This is a genomic window from Clostridium oceanicum (assembly GCF_039521385.1).
Classification (GTDB): Bacteria; Bacillota; Clostridia; order Clostridiales; family Clostridiaceae; genus Clostridium_F; species Clostridium_F oceanicum.
In genome coordinates this window covers 477,925-498,588 of sequence record NZ_BAAACG010000006.1, presented here as the reverse complement: position 1 = coordinate 498,588, position 20,664 = coordinate 477,925, and the positions used below count along the sequence as shown (strand labels likewise).

General features: G+C 25.4%; 21 protein-coding genes. 1 reads left to right on the top strand and 20 read right to left on the bottom strand.

Annotated elements, in window-relative coordinates; translation table 11 throughout:
- Window positions 1-194: 194 nt before the first annotated feature.
- From ABDZ71_RS05795 to mtnK, 4 genes are all read right to left on the bottom strand, one after another.
- Window positions 195-650, bottom strand: a complete 456-nt coding sequence (locus ABDZ71_RS05795; RefSeq protein WP_343759753.1) for a nucleoside deaminase — start codon at window positions 648-650, stop codon at window positions 195-197.
- A 336-nt stretch (window positions 651-986) separates the two neighbouring features.
- Window positions 987-1,646 (bottom strand): class II aldolase/adducin family protein, encoded by a 660-nt coding sequence (locus tag ABDZ71_RS05790; RefSeq protein WP_343759751.1) that lies wholly within the window; start codon window positions 1,644-1,646, stop codon window positions 987-989.
- Window positions 1,647-1,702: 56 nt separating this feature from the next.
- Window positions 1,703-2,755, bottom strand: a complete 1,053-nt coding sequence (gene mtnA, locus ABDZ71_RS05785; protein ID WP_343759749.1) for an S-methyl-5-thioribose-1-phosphate isomerase — start codon at window positions 2,753-2,755, stop codon at window positions 1,703-1,705.
- A 230-nt stretch (window positions 2,756-2,985) separates the two neighbouring features.
- A complete protein-coding gene (gene mtnK / locus ABDZ71_RS05780; RefSeq protein ID WP_343759747.1) occupies window positions 2,986-4,191 on the bottom strand; it encodes an S-methyl-5-thioribose kinase in 1,206 nt (401 codons plus the stop codon).
- Between the two features lie 473 nt (window positions 4,192-4,664).
- On the opposite strand from mtnK, the gene ABDZ71_RS05775 reads away from it, so the two are divergent.
- Window positions 4,665-5,156 (top strand): hypothetical protein, encoded by a 492-nt coding sequence (locus ABDZ71_RS05775; RefSeq protein WP_343759745.1) that lies wholly within the window; start codon window positions 4,665-4,667, stop codon window positions 5,154-5,156.
- Window positions 5,157-5,265: 109 nt separating this feature from the next.
- On the opposite strand, the gene ABDZ71_RS05770 is transcribed toward ABDZ71_RS05775, so the two are convergent.
- The 16 genes from ABDZ71_RS05770 to ABDZ71_RS05695 all read right to left on the bottom strand — a co-directional run bounded on the left by ABDZ71_RS05770 (window position 5,266) and on the right by ABDZ71_RS05695 (window position 20,622).
- A complete protein-coding gene (locus ABDZ71_RS05770) occupies window positions 5,266-6,171 on the bottom strand; it encodes a ribonuclease Z (RefSeq protein ID WP_343759743.1) in 906 nt (301 codons plus the stop codon).
- Between the two features lie 265 nt (window positions 6,172-6,436).
- Window positions 6,437-7,792, bottom strand: coding sequence for an MATE family efflux transporter (locus tag ABDZ71_RS05765; RefSeq protein WP_343759741.1), 1,356 nt, complete (start codon window positions 7,790-7,792; stop codon window positions 6,437-6,439).
- Window positions 7,793-7,933: 141 nt separating this feature from the next.
- A complete protein-coding gene (locus ABDZ71_RS05760; protein ID WP_343759738.1) occupies window positions 7,934-8,509 on the bottom strand; it encodes a TetR/AcrR family transcriptional regulator in 576 nt (191 codons plus the stop codon).
- A 389-nt stretch (window positions 8,510-8,898) separates the two neighbouring features.
- Window positions 8,899-10,131 carry a M20 family metallo-hydrolase gene (locus ABDZ71_RS05755; protein ID WP_343759735.1) on the bottom strand — a complete coding sequence of 411 codons (1,233 nt, stop codon included), beginning with the start codon at window positions 10,129-10,131 and terminating at the stop codon, window positions 8,899-8,901.
- A 112-nt stretch (window positions 10,132-10,243) separates the two neighbouring features.
- Window positions 10,244-10,957: a hypothetical protein gene (locus ABDZ71_RS05750; RefSeq protein WP_343759732.1), complete on the bottom strand. Its 714-nt coding sequence runs from the start codon at window positions 10,955-10,957 to the stop codon at window positions 10,244-10,246.
- Between the two features lie 4 nt (window positions 10,958-10,961).
- The gene (locus ABDZ71_RS05745; RefSeq protein WP_343759731.1) at window positions 10,962-12,242 is read right to left on the bottom strand and encodes a hypothetical protein; all 1,281 of its coding nucleotides are present in this window, start codon (window positions 12,240-12,242) and stop codon (window positions 10,962-10,964) included.
- Between the two features lie 394 nt (window positions 12,243-12,636).
- The gene (locus ABDZ71_RS05740) at window positions 12,637-13,497 is read right to left on the bottom strand and encodes an MBL fold metallo-hydrolase (RefSeq protein WP_343759729.1); all 861 of its coding nucleotides are present in this window, start codon (window positions 13,495-13,497) and stop codon (window positions 12,637-12,639) included.
- Window positions 13,498-13,676: 179 nt separating this feature from the next.
- A complete protein-coding gene (locus ABDZ71_RS05735; protein WP_343759727.1) occupies window positions 13,677-14,510 on the bottom strand; it encodes a methyl-accepting chemotaxis protein in 834 nt (277 codons plus the stop codon).
- 423 nt (window positions 14,511-14,933) lie between these two features.
- Window positions 14,934-15,848 (bottom strand): sensor histidine kinase, encoded by a 915-nt coding sequence (locus ABDZ71_RS05730; protein WP_343759725.1) that lies wholly within the window; start codon window positions 15,846-15,848, stop codon window positions 14,934-14,936.
- A gap of 97 nt (window positions 15,849-15,945) precedes the next feature.
- Complete coding sequence (locus tag ABDZ71_RS05725) at window positions 15,946-16,710, bottom strand: ABC transporter permease (RefSeq protein WP_343759723.1); 765 nt, start codon at window positions 16,708-16,710, stop codon at window positions 15,946-15,948.
- Window positions 16,710-17,627, bottom strand: coding sequence for an ABC transporter ATP-binding protein (locus ABDZ71_RS05720; RefSeq protein WP_343759721.1), 918 nt, complete (start codon window positions 17,625-17,627; stop codon window positions 16,710-16,712). The genes ABDZ71_RS05725 and ABDZ71_RS05720 overlap by 1 nt, the downstream gene beginning before the upstream one ends.
- Window positions 17,628-17,714: 87 nt before the next feature.
- The gene (locus ABDZ71_RS05715; protein ID WP_343759719.1) at window positions 17,715-18,410 is read right to left on the bottom strand and encodes a response regulator transcription factor; all 696 of its coding nucleotides are present in this window, start codon (window positions 18,408-18,410) and stop codon (window positions 17,715-17,717) included.
- Window positions 18,411-18,646: 236 nt separating this feature from the next.
- Window positions 18,647-18,838, bottom strand: a complete 192-nt coding sequence (locus ABDZ71_RS05710) for a hypothetical protein (protein WP_343759717.1) — start codon at window positions 18,836-18,838, stop codon at window positions 18,647-18,649.
- Window positions 18,839-18,955: 117 nt separating this feature from the next.
- On the bottom strand, window positions 18,956-19,393 hold the full coding sequence (locus tag ABDZ71_RS05705) for an ABC transporter permease (protein WP_343759715.1): 438 nt from the start codon (window positions 19,391-19,393) through the stop codon (window positions 18,956-18,958).
- Between the two features lie 441 nt (window positions 19,394-19,834).
- Window positions 19,835-20,185 (bottom strand): hypothetical protein, encoded by a 351-nt coding sequence (locus ABDZ71_RS05700; RefSeq protein ID WP_343759713.1) that lies wholly within the window; start codon window positions 20,183-20,185, stop codon window positions 19,835-19,837.
- A 95-nt stretch (window positions 20,186-20,280) separates the two neighbouring features.
- Window positions 20,281-20,622, bottom strand: a complete 342-nt coding sequence (locus ABDZ71_RS05695; RefSeq protein WP_343759711.1) for a PqqD family protein — start codon at window positions 20,620-20,622, stop codon at window positions 20,281-20,283.
- Between the last annotated feature and the right edge of the window lie 42 nt (window positions 20,623-20,664).

The following is a 20,664-nucleotide window of genomic DNA, read 5'->3' as shown; positions in this document are numbered from 1 at the left end:
TTTTATAATTTTTACCACAACTTCCACATTTCATTTTGTAATTAAAACACCATAAAAATAAAATTAAAAGTTGTATACCTTTAACTATATCTGACATTCAAAGTAAGGGAATAAAATTTCTACTTCCATCATATGTAGCTATATAATAAACTATATTACTAAAAAAAACTAAATATTTTACTTATAATTAACTTTTAAAACTTATATTTTTCAAAAACCTTTAGCCCTTCTTTATTAAGTACCTTTTCAACAACAACTGGTTTATTGGTGCTTTTTTGAAATAATTCTTTAGAAAATATTTTTATATTATCACCAAACATTTTTGTAAGTTCATCATTAGACACACTATAAACAAGTTTACCTAAGTTAGCCCATGACATAGCTGCACAACACATAGCACATGGTTCACAACTACTATATAAAATATATTCATGTAAATCAGTAATTCTATTTTGTTGACAAAAATTTCTTATAAGGCTCATCTCTGCATGACTTGTAGGATCAGATAAAGTATTAACTTCATTTTCTTCTATCATTACAATATTATCATCTTTTACTAGAACAGCTCCAAAAGGTGCATTACCTTTTTCTTTTGACTTAATTGCAAATTCAATAGCTTTTCTCATAAAATAATCATCTTTTTTGTTCACTATTTTGCCTCCTAAATATTTTATATTACCTCTTTTCTTATTTTAACTATACACACAAATATTTATACTAATAAGCAATTTATAAACTCAATCATTCATACAAGGATCCTTTTACCTTAAAATGAATTTTTTTACTCTATATAATTTTTAGAAATTTTTATTTAAAAACTTAAAAGTTTCCTTATATAATATAAAAGTATCATAATAATTAATAATCTAAAAAGAACCAGTATATAAACAATACTGATTCTTTTATTTTTTAATAAAATTCTTATTTTAAAAATAATAGTTATTTTTCTATTTTACTTATATATTAATTTAATCTCTAAATTTTAATTATTTTAAATTTATCTCATCTGGATATTTCCATTTACTTAATTCTTCTAATGGAATAGTTTCAGGTTCAGCTCCTTTATTTATCATTAATGCTGAATAATATATCTCTGCTACCTCTTCAATATAACATGCTTTTAGAAAAGCATCCTCAATATTGTTTGAAACAGCTAAAGCACCATGATTTGCCATAAGACATCCGTCTGATTTTTTAATAGGATTTATTATGCTTTTAGAAAGCTTAACTGTTCCCGGTCTTGCATAAGGAGCTACTGGTATTGTACCATTACTTCCTGCAACATTTATAACTTCATACACTATAGGTGGTATTTCTTTATTAAGTACTGAAAAAGCTGTAGCCATCTTTGAATGAGTATGAACAATCCCCATTACATCATCTCTACATTTGTAAACTTCTAAATGCATTAAAAGTTCACTTGTAGGTTTAACCTTAGCTTTTGCTTCTATTAAATTTGCATTTATGTCAACAACACAAATATCTTCATAAGTTAAATCTTCTCTGGAAACTCCTGAAGGGGTTACTACAATATTACCGGTCTTAGAATCCCTAATGCTAAAATTCCCAGATTTATGTTTACATAACCCTTCTTTATCGGCTTTTTTAGCAATATCAACTAATCTCTTTTTTAAATCTTCTAACATTTAACCTCACCATTTTTCACCCTAATATTTTTTATTTTAAAAAGATTTTTCCTTATTTAAATCTTCTCCAATAATTTTTGTAAGTTTTCTTTAAAAGGTGGATAAACTATACCTTTTTCTGTAACTATAGCAGTTATATTATCATGTGGTGTTACATCAAAAGATGGATTATAAACATTAACCCCTTTAGGAACTGTTCTAACTCCAAATCTATTAGTAACTTCTTTTTCATCTCTCTCTTCAATAGGAATATCTTTACCTGTAGCAGCACTCAAATCGATACTTGGGGTTGGAGCTGCTATATAAACTGGGATATTAAAATATTTAGCTAAAATTGAAACTCCAAAAGTTCCTATTTTATTTGCAGTATCACCATTTTTAGCTATTCTATCACAGCCTACTATTACAGCATCAATTTTCTTTTGAGACATAACAACTGCTGCCATATTATCAGTAATTGTTGTTACATCAATTCCTGCCATATAAAGTTCTAGTGCTGTTAATGTAGAACCTTGAAGTCTAGGTCTTGTCTCATCAGAATATACTTTAAACTTCCATCCTTTTTCTTTGGCAAGATACATAGGTGATGTAGCTGTACCATACTTAGAAGTTGCCAATTGACCTGCATTACAATGAGTTAAAATACCCATTTTATCCTTTAATAAGGTTATTAGATTTTCACCAATTTTTCTACAAATTGTTATGTCTTCTTCATTAATTAATTTAGCTTCATCTCTAAGTATCTTTTTAATTTCTCTAACTTTTAAATTTTTCACTTCTTTAGCTTTTCTTATCATTCTTTTTATTGCCCAGGAAAGATTAACTGCTGTTGGTCTACTTGAATTTAAATATTGTCCATCTTCTACTAATTTTTCATAAAATTTTCCAAAGGAATCTTCTGGTGCATTTTTAGCACTAAAGTACATTCCATAAGCTGCAGTAACTCCAATAGCTGGCGCCCCTCTAACTACCATAGTTTTTATAGCATCATAAATACCTTCTACACTTTTATAGGCAATATACTCTATTGAATTTGGTAATTTAGTCTGGTCTAATAATACAATTTCATCTCTTTCATCTTCCCAAGTAATTGCTAATAATTCTGCCATACTCTCCCCATCTTCTTTCCATCTAAATTTTATATTATTTAAAATTTTTCTAACTAGTTTTTATAATCTAATGCTTTTTTATTTAAATTCATTTATATAATACCCTATAGATTACATCTAGCTTTATATTTATTTTAACAACCCTAAAATCCAATTTCATAGCATTTTTTAAGTATAATTCAAGCCCTTATATTTCCATACATATCCTTTTATTTATATCAGTAAAACTACTATTTAGTTTTACCTTCTATTAAATCTATAACAGATTGAAAACCATTTATTTTATTTCTCTTTAAAAGCATATCTTTAGCTATTTCAAGTCCCATAATTTGAGCTTTTCCTCTATCTTCTAAATTCTCTATTAAATCTAGATCTGGCACATGTGCCATTCCTATAATTCTTCTCATAATTTCACAGGCACAAAATCCTAAAGTTTCATGTAATAAATTTTCTACATAATATTTTTCATATCCATCTACTTTAGTTATTATATCTTTTGATTCATTATTCCATAGATAATGAAATTCTTTATAAAATTCTTTCCAAATATCTAAGCTCAATCTTAATAAATATTTTCTATATTCTTTTATTTTCTCTTTATCTTCTTCTATTTTTCCTTCCCATGAAATATAATTCAAAATAATATTTGCAAATAATAGTCCTATATCATATCCATAAGGACCATAAAAAGCAAATTCTGTATCGAAAACAATACATTTATTTGTATCTATAAAAATTGATCCTGTATGCAAATCTCCATGAAGTAATGCTTCCCCTTTAGTCATAAATATATTTTTCAATTTTGCTGTTTCAAGTCTAATTTCTTTATTTTCCCACATGTTTTTAACATAATCTTTTATATATTCATTTATATCATTAGATTCAGCATCCATATAAGGATCATTTAAAACTAACCTTTCTGTTATATCACAAAGCTCTGGACTTATAAACTTACTTATATTTTCTTTTTTTTGTAAAGGACCCATACCCATATCTGATGATAAAAACAAATTTCTAGCCATAAACTTTCCTATTTGTTTTGAAAAATTAGGATAGTTCTTCATATTTATAAAACCTTTTCTTAAAATTTCCATATCCTTTAAATCTTCCATAACAGTTAGTGCCATTTCATCATTATGATAATATATTTGTGGTACAAAGCCAGGACATATTTGATTTTGAAGTTTCATAGCTTCTGATTCAATTCTATTTCTATCTAATGTTAGTTTCCATCCACTACCTGCCACTCTTAAATAAGGTAAGGCTTGTTTTATTATAAATGATTGGTCAGTTTCTAAATCTTTCACCCTAAATACATAGTTTAAATTACCATCTCCAATTTCTTCACTTATAATATTATGATTTTCTGGAAAAAGTTTAATTTTTTTAGCATAACTTACTATAGACTCATTTGTCATTTCTCTATAATTACCCATACCAAACTCCCCATTTCCAAATCAATTACCATTAAATTTTAACACTTAATTGATTTATTGTAAAAATATAACATATACAATTAAAGATTAAATGATAACGTTTAATGTTGCAAGTTTTATTTATTTAAAAATCGTTTAGTTAATATTATATATATACCAATATATATGTATACCTCTTTTTTTCTTTAAAATAACTATTTTGTTTATAATACAACACTTTTTCTAAGGACATATTATTTGAAATTCCATATTTTATTATGTAACAAATAGATAGTATTAAAATCAAGATAGTTTCTAATCTAGAATTTAACCTATAAACATATAAATAATATATAAGAATATCAAATACGGCTCTTTTACAATTAATTTATAATTATGTAATTATTTGATAAAATTTGTCTATTTTGTTATAATCATAACTATTCCAAACAATACAAATTTATAAATAATTTATCATTAGGAGGAAGATGACAATGAAATCAAAAGGATCACCAGTAGGAGCAATATTAGTAATAATATCAACCGCTATAGCTATTTTATCTCTATTTTTACCTTGGGTTGACCTTGGAATACTTTCCGCAAGTGGATTTCAACAACAAGGATTTATATTTTTAGTTCTTTTTATTTACCCATTTTGTGTTTCACTTATAAGATGCCGCATGATTAAGCCTATAGCAATCATTTGTTCAATACTTTCCATAATAGCAGGGGTAGCTTTTTGTCTAAGTAAATCTGCTAATTTATTAGATACAAATATAAACGCCTCTGGTTCAGGATTATATGTATTTATAGGTGCATCTATTTTACTACTTATAGGATGTATAGCATACTCTAATCCTATAAATAAAAATGTTAAAAAAACTGTTAAAAGGAAAAAAAGGCCTACTAATAACCATAAGCGTAAACGTCCTAGTAACACCAAAGGTACTGTTAACACAAAGAAAAATCATAACCATACTGTATAATATATATTTTAAGGGAAGCCATCTCTGACTTCCCTACTTATTAACAATATATTATTAAACAGATGCAAATTATAATTTATATATTTTTTTTAAAAAACTCTTACTTATTTTATTCTTCAAAATTCAATTCTACCTTAAATCTATCATATCCTATAATAGTATTTTCAAATACTTTTCTAGCATTATATTCATATTCTATAGGATCATCTATAGCTGTACTAAAATGTGTTAAGAGTAATTTTTTAACCCTTCCTTCTTTAGCGAGGGTTGCTGCTTCTTTAAATGTCATATGTTTATTTTTTATGGCTTTAGGCAAATCTTCATTAAGTCCGTAGGTACCTTCACATATAAAAAAATCACTTTCTTTTATAAAATCTATCATTTCCTTTGTTGGTCTACTATCCGTTATTATTGTAAGTTTTATTCCTTTTCTCTCTTTACCTTTTACAAGCTCTGGTTTATATAATCTATTTTCAAAATATATATCTTTTCCATTTTGGAGTTTACTCCAAAGAATTTTAGGTACATTATTTTCCTTAGCTTTTTCTATATCAAACTTTGCTTTTCTTTTTAAATAAAAACTATAACCTAAACAAGGCGCTGAATGGTCTACTTCTAATGAAGATAACACTATATCTTCATTTATAATTATATCTTCCTTTGGATTTTCAACAATTTTTATTTCATAAGGAAGCCACGCCGCAATTTTTCTAAGCCCATTTACAGCTTCTGTTATTCCTTCCGGTCCAATTATTGTTAAAGGATCCACTCTTCCACTATTTCCTATTGTTCCTAAAAGTCCTGGTAATCCTACAATATGATCTCCATGTATATGAGTTATACAAATTACATCTATACTTTTAAAACCGCTATTACACATTCTCATAGATACTTGAGTTCCTTCACCACAATCTACAAGAATTTTTCTTCCTTTATAACTTATAAGTGATGCTGATAAAAATCTATTTGGCATTGGCATTCCACCACCTGTGCCTAGTAAAGTTAAATCTAACATAATAAAATTAGTCCCCTCTTATATATTAAATTTTCTTATTTTAAACAAGTTCACTACTATATATTCCCATAATTCAATATTATTATAGCATAGCTTTCTAAAAGTAAAAGACCCTAAGTACACTTATACTTAAAGTCTTTTTATGATTTAAGAAAACAATTTAGTATTTTTTAACAAAACAAAAAATATTTATGGTGTTATTCTCCTTCATTTAGTTATATATTATTTATCATTAATTTAAATATTTTTACCCTCCACTACTATTTTAATAATTAGCCTCTGGCTGAACTTCAAGTTTCACTTCTTGTTTTTTTAGTAATATTTTAAAATAAGAAAGTCCTGCTATAGCTGCTGCAATATGACTTACTAAAACACCTATCCATATTCCGTTAAGTCCCAATGAAGTTATAGATAAAATCTTAGAAAGTGGCATACGAACAATTATATAATAGAAAATCATCAAAAACATAGCCGCCGCTGGCTTTCCAAATCCATTAACTGTTCCAAGTACACAGTTAGTAACAGTATTACAAACATAGCCAATTGATATAATAGAAAAATATACTTTAATTATATTTTTAACATCTACCCCAGCTCCAAACATTGATCCTAAATTTTTTGAAAACATTACTGTAAATATTGTAATAATAGTTAAAAACAAACTACCAAATAATATTCCTGATTTAAGATATTCTTTTGCTTTTTTAGTATCTTTAGCACCGAAACATTGTCCGCTGCAAGTAGTTATTGTCATATTAAGTGCCATTGATGGATAAAGTAGTATAGTTTCTAATTTTCCTGCTATTCCAAAAGCCGCTATAGATACTACTCCAAATTCACTTACTAAAGAAGTAATAAAACTAGTACTAATTGCAGGTAGACTTTGTTGAACTATAGAAGGCACAGACTTTTTTGTAAGTTCTTTTAAATCTTCCATATTAAACAATCTAAAATTAATTTTAATTAACTTTTTCTTAATAATATATCCAATCATTATAAAAACCATAATTCCTTGTGATAATAAAGTTGCAACAGCAGCTCCTTTTATTCCCATCTTATTTATAAATATAGGATCTATAAATCCATTAACTATTGTACAAAAGATAATAGAAATCATCTGCATTGTTGTGTTTCCAAAACTTCGAAGTACAGAAGTAAAATATAAATACATAAACATAAGAATATATCCTAATATATACAAAGTAAAATAACCTTTGGCCATAGAATAAATTTCATTTGGAGTATTTAAAAGATTTAAAATTCCATTTGTAGAAAATTCACAAATTAAAGTTATAACTATACTAAAAATAATTGATACTACAAAAGATGTAGCCACAACTTTATTGGTACTTTTTTCATCTTTTGCTCCTATACTTTTTGAAAGTAAAATTGATACACCATTAGTAGCTCCCATTGCAACAGAATTAATTAAAAGTATTGGTGGCATTGATACTGTAAGAGCTGCCATTGCTTTTTCCCCAAGTAAATTTCCAATCCAAATACTATCCACAACATTGTATGCCATGGTAAACAAAAAGGCTATAAAAAGTGGTATAGTAACACTAATTAAATTTTTAGTTGTATCTCCTTTTGTAAAATCTCTTTCTAACTTCTTTTTCATTTAAAACATCTTCTTTCTATATATCTTCTAATAAAAAAGCCTCACATATTTTGAATGAATTAAAATCAATGAATATAATTCACTCGTTTTGCAATTTTTTACCCTAATAAAATATTAATAATACTTTACTAGGGACTATAACTATAATTTAGATAACAATAATAAATCTATATATTTACGAATTTCTTTTACTTTTTCCTTCATGGAAATTCCTACACAAGATAGGATTCCTATTTGTCCATACATTATAAAATTAACAACCATTTCAATATTTTCAACTTGGACTTCTCCTTTTAAAGAAATCTTTTTTAATTCTTCAGAAACTATAGGAGTTAAATACTTTGCAATCTTTATCATAAGCTGCTGATGTAAATCTTCATTACCATTTTTGTGATAAAAATTATGATATCTACTATTTTCTTCTTGAGTTTCCATTAAGTTTGCCATATAATCTATACGCTGTTCTAATGTTTTCTTATCATCACGTATTACCTCTAAAAATTTTTGTGAACATTCTTCTACATACTGATTCATAGAAGTATCAAATAAATCTTGTTTAGATTTAAAATAACGATAACAGAGTCCTGGCACTACATCCATTTCTTTTGCTATGTCAGCCATTGATGTTTTCTCATATCCCTTAATATAAAATAACTTCATTGCCGTCTCTAATATTTCTTGTTTTCGAACTTCAGGCGCCTTTGAAATTCGTACCATATTACCAAACTCCTTTCTTAATTTTAAATATAGTATATCATTCCAATAAATCAAAGTCAATGAATATAATTCATTCGATTTACATATGCTTCATATTTTAAAACTAATATCTATTTAATGTTAACTATAAAAATAGCCTTACAAATACATTTAATAACAGCATTTTCCTCTGGGTATACTTAACAAGCCTTGGCTAACTTATACAATTTTAATATATAAATTCACACTAAAATAAAAAAATAACTACTATAACAATTGTGAAAATAAAATAAAAAACAGCAAATCTAATCACTGTTTTTTCATTATATATATTTATCCAATTAATTAGATAATTAAAAACTTCTAATATTATTGCTTAGGCACATTCAACTAAATTTCATATAAGCAATTTAGTTATTATTAGGATACAATTTTAAAAATTCAGTAAGAACATTAGATGCAACTTCTATATCTTCTGGAGTTATACTTTCTTTAGGATTGTGACTTATTCCTTCTTTGCAACGAACAAATAACATTCCTATATTAGTTATTTTCTTTAATTCCTGAGCATCATGTCCTGCTCCACTGTAAAGATAAAAGGGATTAATATCTATATTTTTAACACTTAAAATACTTTTCTCTAAAATTTTTGTAATACTTTCATCACAATTGCAGGAAGAAGCTTTATTTATATTTTGTATATCTAGTTTTAGTCCTCTTCTAGTTGCAATATTTTGAGCTATTTTTTTTATTTTCTGGATAGAATCAATTATAATTTCATCATTAGATGATCTTATATCTAATGTAAAAGTTGCCTTACCAGGTATTACATTTATTGAGTAAGGACTAAAATCTATTTTACCAATTGTTGCAACAAGATCATCAACAGTACTTACATATTTCTCTATTTCAACAACAGTGCTACAAACTCCTACCCCAGCATCTTTTCTTAAATCCATAGGTACAGTTCCAGCATGTCCTGCCATTCCTTCAAAAGTAAAATTATATATGTGACAACCAACTATACCTTTCACAATTCCTACTGGAATATTAGCATCTTCTAATACAGGTCCTTGTTCTATATGAACTTCTAAATATCCATCAACTTTTTCTTTAATCTTTGATTCTTCAATTTTATTACCTTCAACTCCAAAATTTTCTAAAGCTTCTTTTAATCTTACTCCATCATCATCAATTTCATTTAATAATTCATAATCAAAAGTTCCTACTACTGCTTTGCTCCCAAGATATATAGTTCCAAACCTTCCACCTTCTTCGTCACCAAATCCTATTATTTTAAAATTATAAGGTAAAGTTTTAACTTTTTTTATAAAATCTTTGAAAACTACAATAGGCAAAACTATCCCTAAAGCTCCATCATATTTGCCACCATTTTTAACAGTATCTTGATGAGATCCCATTACAAGAGTTGGAGCATTTTCAAAAGCAGATCTATATTCTCCTACTATATTCCCTACATTGTCTACTTTAACTTTTAATCCTGCATCTTCCATCCAAGTTTTCAGAAGTTTATTTGCTTTTTTATGTTCTTTAGTTAAAAAAAATCTAGTTACACCTTCTTCACTTGATGTTATTTTCCCTAGTTCTTGTAATTTATTAAATACAATTTCACCTAAGTTCACAAAAACACCTCTTATCTTATGCTTTATTATAATAAATATAGCTTAAACTATACTTTATTTATAAATCTCAGTCAAATGAAATAAATCCCCTTTAAAACATAAGATTACAAAACTACCAATGGAGTTTCTTTTTTAATTCTAATATAAATTTACTACCAATAGTTCCACTTATAATAAATAAAACAATAGACAAAGGAATTAATTCAATAATTACATTTATAGACCAAGAAAAACTAAATTTTTCATCAAAATTTTTATGTATAGAAGCATCAAGTATTAAACAATATATTGATATAACTAAAAAGCTATAAGCAGTAATATTTATCCCATTTTTCTTAGCTCTTTTTAAGAAATAATAGCTTATCAAAATCAAAAAATAGGCACCTAAAACCGCTCCTAATCCAATCCAATAAAACCATTCTACTTTTCCATTAAAAGAGTCAATATAATACAAAAGTATAATAGTTGTAATACTAATCCCTGATAGTTTTTTTCTAAAACTAGGTATATATCCAAATAAAAAAAATGAATATGACCAAACCGCTATAAGTGCTGCTATACTATATCTTGCCCATGTTAATTTACCATAAAAATGAATATTGTTATACCCTAACAAAAAAACTGAAGAAACTAATATAATAGACAAAATAGCAAAAATGGTGTTTCTAGTTTTTTTAGTTTTATTAGGATAAACATTTTCCATTTTGGGAAATCTAGAATCTTTATCTTCTTTTACCTCTCCTACATCTGGAATAGGAAAATCGCATAAAGGACATTTTTTTATATCTTTATCTACCTCTACTCCACATTTAGCACAATAAGGCATCCTATCACTTCCTAATATTGTAATTATTTTTTTCTACTTTAACCTTTATTCCCATCTTCCTTACATTCCTAAAAAATATCATTTCTATATCTTTATTCTCTGTTAACTTACCAAAACTTATATGCATTTTATTATTATAACTTATTGCAGTAACTTTAATAATATTTCCTATACTTGGAGGAGGATAAACTTCAATTCTTTCAATATAGTTATCTATCTCTTTTGGCATAGTTACTTTTCCAAAATTAGAAAAACCAGTAGTATAGTTCTTTTCACCAAAAAAATTATATATATATGGCATTCCAAAATCCTTTAATATTAAAGGAAAAACTCTTAAAAATATACTTCTTTCATTTTTAACATTTCGAGATATTATTTTGTTTATATACTTTTTATCTATATAAAACCTCATATAATTTTTAGTATACTTTATTATTTCTTCAAAAGTATACTCCCCAAGCCTTGGGTCTATAGTTGGTGTTAAACTTATAAAAAAATTTTTCATAGTTTTAGAAGAATACATCTTTCTTAAATTCACCGGCACATTCATAACTATAGGCTTTTTCTTACAATTAATACTTTTTATAAATTCTAAAATACTTTTAAAATATATTGCTGTAAGAAATTGAGTAATAGTAGAATCATACTTTTTAGCTTTTTTTATTAATACATCTACATCTACAATACCAATAACAACATAGTACTCCCCTTTTTCACACAATTTAAAAGGAAAATGAAAAGCACTTTTTCCATTTGGTATACTTGGTATTTTTTTATCATAGTACTTTTTAAAAGAATCTTCTATTTCATCTATTTTGGGGATATAACTAGTCCTATAAATATTTTCAATATTTTCACAATAAATCCCCTTTAACCTAAAGTATTCAATAATAAGGACTTTCAAAAAAAATGTTGCTCCAGTTCCATCTGTAATTATATGTGAAAACTCTACAGAAATTTTTTTATTATAATAAAGAACTCTAAAGAGAAAAATATTCTTTTTTTTAACTTCTAAATACATACAAGGATAATACTTTTCTTTCTCTACCTTTGGCATTATAGAGTTTCTATCAAAATAATACCAAAACAATCCTCTTTTTAAATTTACATTTAGATAAGGAAATCTATCCATACAATTATCTAAAGCTTTCTGCAATATGCTTTTATCAACTTTTTCTTTTAAATCCACAGATATTCTAAATAATGTAGTACTTCTTGCTGAAGTTATTGATGAATACATTTTACCAGCGTTATCTAGTTTAAACCAATTTTTCTCTTTAACCACTTAAATCCACCTATTTCTCTTTTTAAAAGCTGTAGTATCAATCGAATTTAACTATATTATACTTTACTATATTTGTCCAATAGTATAAAACTCGTATCTTCGCTTATAGTTATTACTTCCCTTATAAATTCTACTATATTCATACTACTAATATTTTATCCCTTGTATAAAATAAGAATTACATTATATATTAAATTTATAATTAATATATATAATCATTTAATATACTAATTAATTGATCTTTTATTATATATAAATACTGTATTAAAAATAAAACCCCTTATACTAGATAGTTTAAATAATATAACTCTCTAATTTAAGAGGAAACTATTAAAATCTTTAAATTTTTATAATATACTTATTTCAAGCTTCTTATATATTTTATTCTTTATATCTAAATTTCTAATACAGTTCCTGTACAGTTAACAAAGAAATCATCACATTTTTCTTTAAACATACTAACAGCTTTATCTCCAGTACAATGAGATACTCCTATAAGTTTTATGTTCATTTTATTTAGATGTTCTATAGTCTTATTTATACGATCTTCATCTGCTTCTACAAGATGAGTCCCCCCTAAAACTGCATATATACTTTTACCTGTTCTTTTTGCTATTGTATCAATTATATTTAGGATACCTGGATGAGAACAACCAAGTAAAACTACTAATCCTTTTTTTGTATCAAAGGCCATCACTATTTCATCATTAAATGAATCTACTTTATAAGAATCTCCTTCTTTAACCTTCATATTAGGATTTGCTTTTTCTATATCATTAGTTCTTTCAAAATTAGTAAAAACATATACCTTATCATTAAGTTTAGTCATACCATTATTGATGAAGTTTATTTTCATACCTTTTTCTTTCAAATATTCTTCGTCAAAATTTGTTCCTATATATCTGTAGCCTGGTTCTGATGCAAAATCTAAATTTTGATTTCCATCTGAATAATGATATTTATCACCATTTGAAAAGAAATTTTCACTTACATAAAATTCAGGACGAACATTAAAGCTCTCTAAAAATTTTCTAACTCCTCCACAATGATCATAATGTGCATGGCTTAAAAGAAGATAGTCTGTGCTATTTAAATCAACACCTAATCTTTCAGCATTAAAAACAAAATCCCCACTTTTACCTGTATCAAATAAAATATTACAATTCTCTGTTTCTATAAAAAAAGAAAGTCCATGCTCATTATTCAGATTTTTATTTTTTCCTAAAGAATTCTCTATTACTGTTGTTATTTTCATACCTAAAAACCTCCTAATATAATTATAATATTTGGTAGAAAACATATTAATTTTCTAAGAAACATTATTATGTACAACTAATTTTATAATCATATAAAAAATATTTTTTAAAATTAGTAAAACAATCTTAATATTTCAATTTATTTAAAATTCTCTTTAAAATTTCAAATAATAGTTAACTACATATCTTGTGCAGCTTTTTTTAAAGAAAGTGCAGATTGATTTAAATTTTCTATTGTTGCTGTTATCTCTTCAATAGAAGAAACTTGCTCTTCAAATACATCTTGTGAATTATTAATTCTCTTTGATATTTCCGTTACTGAATCTTGAATATTTTTTAATGTTTCATTTATTTCTTTAATAGATTCACTACTTGATAAAGAAAGTTTTCTAATTTCTTTGGCAACTACATTAAATCCTTTTCCAGCTTCCCCTGCTCTAGCTGATTCAATTGCTGCATTTAATCCTAAAAGATTAGTTTTCTTTGCAATATTTTCTATGAATTTTAATATCTCATCAGTATTTTTAGATTCATCATATGTCTTTGAAACCTCTTCCTGTATATAAGAATTGGTTTCTGAGGCATTTTGTGCTCCTGTATTAATTTCTCCTATAGCTTTTGTTATTTGATTTAAAGATTCTGATAAATTATTAGCCAATTTACCAAAACCATTTCTTCTCTTTAAACTTTTTGCTATAACTATGGTACCAACAACTTCACCATTTTCCTTTACTGGAACCCCTATGGCTTTTACAGAAACTCCAAACACTTCTTTAGGTACAATTATAGATACCTGATCCTTAGCCTTTAAGCACTCATATGCGGCACATCCTACTGGTAACTTGTCCCCCGCTTTAGCACCTAAATCAATTGTTTTACCATTGACAACATTTAAGAAATACTCAGTATTTGAAATAGTAAAAGCTACTTCATCCTCAAAGTAACATTGAAAATATGGTATTAAATTATTAAAAGATTTTATAATTTCATTTTGCTCTAGAGTTTCTATCATAAACTTCTATCCTTTCCTACAATATTACATAATTGTATTGTATCCCTTTTCTTTCGCACCTTAATTGTAACATTTATTGAAATTATAACCAATACATATAAAAAATTTATTTTCAACTTAAACTGAGTTCGTTAATATTAAAATCTTAAAAAAATCTTATACTTTCTCATATAAAAGGTACAATAATTACTCTCCTAGAATTCGAATTAATAGTAAAAGCAAAAATAATTTAATACAAAATAAAAAAGAACAACCTTTTAAAGCTGTTCATATTCATATTCCTTTTTCTCTTTAATTATTAATATAATTATTAAAACATATCAAAAATAAATAGTATCAGATCTTCTGTTATTTATGTATATACCTAGGTAAATTCTTAGAATCAAACTATTTTATATATTAAAATTTCTTATTTAAATTAAGTTATTTTAAATTCTTATGTATTTTCCATTTTATTATTATACTAAGATTTCCTTCTGATAACTCTGCTGAAATTGTATGTCCCATTTGTTCTATTAACCTTTTTGTTATAGCAAGACCTATCCCTGTACTTTCTCCTGTTCTTGCCCTATCAACCATAAAGAATCTTTTAAACAAACATTTAACATTTTCATCATTTAGATTAGGTGCATCATTTGTAAAAGTAGTAACAACATAATCTTCAGTATTTTTTAAAGATATGGCCACAAAGCTTTTCCCATATTTCAATATGTTATGTATCAAATTAGATATTATCCTCTTTGTTGCCTTTTCATCACTACTTATTAGCGATACTTTTTCATCTATATCAATAAATGGTTCTATTCCTTTATTTATAAAATCATTATAAAAAGAAACTATGGATTCACTCATTATATTTTTAAAATCTAAAGGTTCAATATCAAATTTATATTCCCTTGCTTCTAACCGTGATAAATCATAAAAACTGGTTATAAGCATTTTCAATGACTCAGTTCTATTTCTTATAATTCTTATATATTGTTCTCTTTCTTGTATAGACAGATTTTTATCTTCCATAAGTTGAATATATCCCATTATTGAAGTAAGTGGGGTACGCAAATCATGGGATATATTAGCAATAGACTGTCTCAGCTGTAAATCCATACGTTTATAGTCAATTTCATTTTTTTTATTTTTTTCTAAAATACTATCTATCTCTAATACTAAATTTAGTAATCTCTTTTTGCTTGAACCTAATAATATTTTAGAGTTAGTATCTCTATTATTAATATCATGGAGCTGATTACTTATGCTTTTAATCTCATTACTTAATAAAAAATAAAGAGTGGAGATTATTATTAACAAAATCAAGAGCAAAACAATAATTAATTTAACCACTTACCCCACTCCTTTCTTTTCTAACTTTTAAAAAATAATATATTAAATGTTTAAAAAATAGTTCCTTCTAGTTTTTTTAATATCTTAAATAATAAATTTATTTAACCTCTTTTTGTTTAAAATATACTATTCCTATCATTGAAAAAGCTACAATATGACCTAATGCTACTAAACTTGCTACTATAAGAGTATGATTTGTAGCTGAAGCTGATAGTATATTGGTAATTTGATCATTAAGAACTATATCTCCCAAAAAGTTCAATTTATCAGTTATCAAGCCAGTTAAGAAATTTACTAATCTTTTAGATAAAACAGTTAAAACCATAAGATATGAAATGACAAAGGTTATTTTACTTTTAAAAAACATTGATAAAAATGTAGCTATAGAAGCTGATGCAACAAATATTACTATCCATACTCCTAATTTAGGTATAAATACTGTAATAATACTTGATAAAAAAGTTTGAGGTATTTTACATACAACTGCCATGGTTACTAAAAATAAAACTAACAAATAAAAAATAAAAATTATACCTAATATACTACAAATTACAATTTTGGATATAACTATTGTACTCCTTGGAATACCATAAGATACAACGTTTTTAAGGGTATGACTTTTATCATCTTCAACTATACATATATCATATATTGGTAAAACAAAAAACATACTCATACTAATAAAATCATTTATACATACAATAAGAAAGTCATAAACTATTTTTTCAGATGGTACCTGAAATTTTTTTAAATACATAAATATGATACTTAATATTGCCAAAACAAGTGGTATTATGAAATATAAACAAAAACCCTTTTTATTTAATATTCTATAGAACTCTGATTTTATATACTTAAGCATTAATTAACACCTCCAACTAAATCTATAAAGTAATCTTCTAAATTTACACTTACTTGATTAATTGAAGATACCATTACTCCGTTCTCTACTAAAGTTTTATTTACTATATCAGGAATATCAATTTTTTCATACAATTTAATTTCATTATTAGGTAAAATTTCGTATTTATTGCATTTAAGTTGATTTTCAATTATAGTAGAAGCTTTCTTAGCATCATCTACTTTTATAGATATAGATTTCTTAAACTTTTCTTTTAATTCTTCTACAGATATTTGCTCTATCAATTTTCCATTATTTATAAATCCATAAGTAGTAGCAAGTTGTGAAAGTTCTTCTAAAATATGACTAGATATAATAATTGTAATATTTCTTTCTCTGTTTAACTTTAATAATATTTCTCTAAATTCAATAATACCTGTAGGATCTAATCCATTAATTGGTTCATCTAAAATTAATAGGTCAGGACTTGAAAGTAATGTAAGTGCTAACCCTAAACGTTGTTTCATTCCAAGAGAAAAATCTCTGAATTTTTTATTTCCAACACTTTGGAGTCCTACAAATTGAAGAACTTCATCAACAAATTTTTTTTCAGCAACTCCTCTTTGTATTCTATAGTGCTCAAGATTTTTTTTAGCAGATAAATAAGGAAAAAAACTTGGACTTTCGATTATTGCACCGGTTCTCATTCTCGAATTATTTAAGCCACTAACTGATGTTTCTCCAAATAATTCAATCTCACCACTAGATGGTACTGTAAGTCCTGTTATCATTTTAAGCAATGTTGTTTTCCCTGCTCCGTTCTTCCCTATAAGGCCATATATCTCTCCTCGTTTAATCTCAATATTAATATTATTTGCAGCTAAATATTTACCATATCTTTTACTTAAATTGTTGGTTTTAAGAACAATTTTCTTCATTAGCTTTCCTCCTAACACTCTTACTGCTTATATAATACTAAGAAATTTATAATTAGCACTTAAAAAAAAATTAAAAAAGACTTAATTTTAGTCAGCAAGTTTAAATCCTATTCCCCATATAGTCTTAATATATTCTGTGTTAGGGTCAATTTTAGATATCTTTGAACGTAAGTTACTCATATGTACATTTATTGTATTGTCATCTCCCATAAACCCTTCATTCCATATACTTTCAAATAATCTAGACTTTGTAAAGACCTTATTTGGATGGGACAACAAAAGCTCTAATATAGAAAATTGCCTTGATGTAAGAGGTACAATTTGTCCGTTAATAGTAACCTCTACTTTATCTCTATCTAACAATAAATTTTTATATTTTAAAACATTTTCTTTTTCACTAGAATTTGAAAACATTGTATATCTTCTTATCTGAGCTTCTACCCTTGCTAAAACTTCATTAACATCAAAAGGCTTTGATATAAAATCATCTGCTCCTGTTTTTAAAACTTCTACTTTTATATTTTGTCCTGTTTTAGCTGAAATAACTATTATAGGCATAGTTTTAATTTTTCTTATATATGAAATAATTTCTTCTCCATCTATTCCAGGTAACATCAAATCTAATAATATAAGGTGAAAATCAGAATGATCAATACACATCTTAGCTTCTGATCCTGAATAAGCTCTAGTTACATTATAATTTTCTTTTGTAAGAATTTTATACAAAAGATTATTTATATCCACATCGTCTTCTACAATTAATATATTTATATTACTATTCATACTTTTAATAAAAAGGCATAAAAGAAAGTATAATTATTTAAAAATATTATTTATATTGTAAAGCACTTAATAAATTATTTAACATATACAATATAAATTTAAAAATAAAACCTTATATACCTTTTTATATTCACCTCTTTTCTTTAACTTATCTCCTATAAATTGCCTTTATAGAAAATAAGATTTATTTTTTTATAAAATTACTATTATCTATATATTATGCTATTATTAAAAATCTATTTAACTTCTCTTTTATGGAAATAAATTAACCCTATAGCAATGAAAATTGCAATGTAGCCTACTGATACTAGACTTACAAAAATCAAAGTATCAATTGATTCTGAAAGTAGTGATATTTGATCGAATAATCTTAAGATGGTTATTTTTTCTATAGATTCAGTTGAAATAACTGTACTGATAAGATTCATTATAACTTGCTTTATAATTAAAAATAAAGAGATATAAAAAAATATAAACTTTTTAGTATTTTTAAAAAACATAGTTAACGCAGTTATTAAGGAAACTACTGCAATCCATAACAACATTCATACTAATAACCTAAGACCATACCCCATTAACATAGTTGTGGATATATTTTCTCCCTTAGAAAACATAATCCATCCACTTAATATAAATAAAGTTAATGATGAAAACATTGTTATAAATATAAGCATACTGCAAACTATAATTTTTGATAAAAATATCTTATTTCTTGACAGTCCAAAAGCTAAAACATTTTTTAAGGTTCCTGTTTTATTCTCCTCTAATATAATCATGTAAACTATTGGAATAATTAAGAATATTACTAATTTTGAAATAAGTATTGAACCTTCAATTACTAACCTTAAATTCATTTCGTTCCTTGGATAAAGTTTTATTATTTGATTTACAATAAACATTAACATACTTACCATAACTACATATAATTTAAAATAAGATCTATTAAAAATTCTATAAAACTCAGATTTTATATAATTAATCATTTTCCCCCTCTATTCTATAAACATACTAAAAATCTAATTATTTCATTTTAAGAAATATTTAAAAAACTTTATATTCTTTTCTAATAGCACTATCCGCTCCCTCTGAATATTTAATTTATATATCTTCTAATCATCTGTTGTATAAATTATAAATTAAGCTAACTTTACAATTATGTTATAAAAAACCTTAGTATACCTAAACAAATAATTAGCTATACTAGAAATTATATTAATTTAACATTTTATAATTATGAATTATTATACTATATTTTATAAAAAAAACAAATTTATTTATAATTTTCGTTTAAATTTTAGTATTTTATTGTATTATTTGGAATTTATTTAAAATGAAATCCTAATCATTTTATTATTTTTTATAATAAACTAAAAAAGAGCCACCATTTTTGGCTACTCTTTTTCATATCTTACTATATAATATAACTATGCTTTTTGTTTAAGCATATATATTTGTTTGTTTTTTCTCATTTCTATTGATACTTTTCCTTCTTTATACAGCTTATCCATTAAAACTTTAGAAAAATTAAGTGGATTTTGAACTTGAACTTTTTTTCTAGTCCAAAATATAGACGTAGTTACTCCTCTTATTACATTTTGTATGTCATTTAAACTAGCACATTCATTTTTATTTAAATACTTAATAACTTTCTCAGCACATTTTGTATAAAGTTTATTTGTAAGATTTGCTCCAACATTTCTCTCTTTTATCGTTCCTATGTAAACCATAACCATTGTTATCAATATAACACATATTAAATATATAAAATATCTCAAAACTCTCCCCCTTATTACAACTATTAATAATTTATATAGTAATATTAAATCTCTCTTTTATAAAACTTCTAATAGCTTACCTAATAAATTCAATACTACTGTATTTCTATAAATTTATTGTTTTTCAAGGTTCTAATATAGGTAACAAGTCTTTCAATCACTGGATCTACTTTATTTCCGAAATGACTTTTCATAGTTTTAGATATATCGTTTACGTTCTTTTCACCATCACAATTTTCCCAAACAAAACTTCCTATATTATCTAATTCTATTCTTATTGTTTTAGGTGTCTTAAACATTTTATTCATTATAGTATCTATTACTTTCTCTCTTTTTATAATTAAAGTTATTATTTCATCATTCTTTTCCCATTCAATATTCTTTCTTCGTTTTGGTGTCATTAGCAGTACATTTTTCTTTCTATTAGCTCTTTTCATATAACTACCTCACTTAAAATTTAATATTTTATATACTGTAGA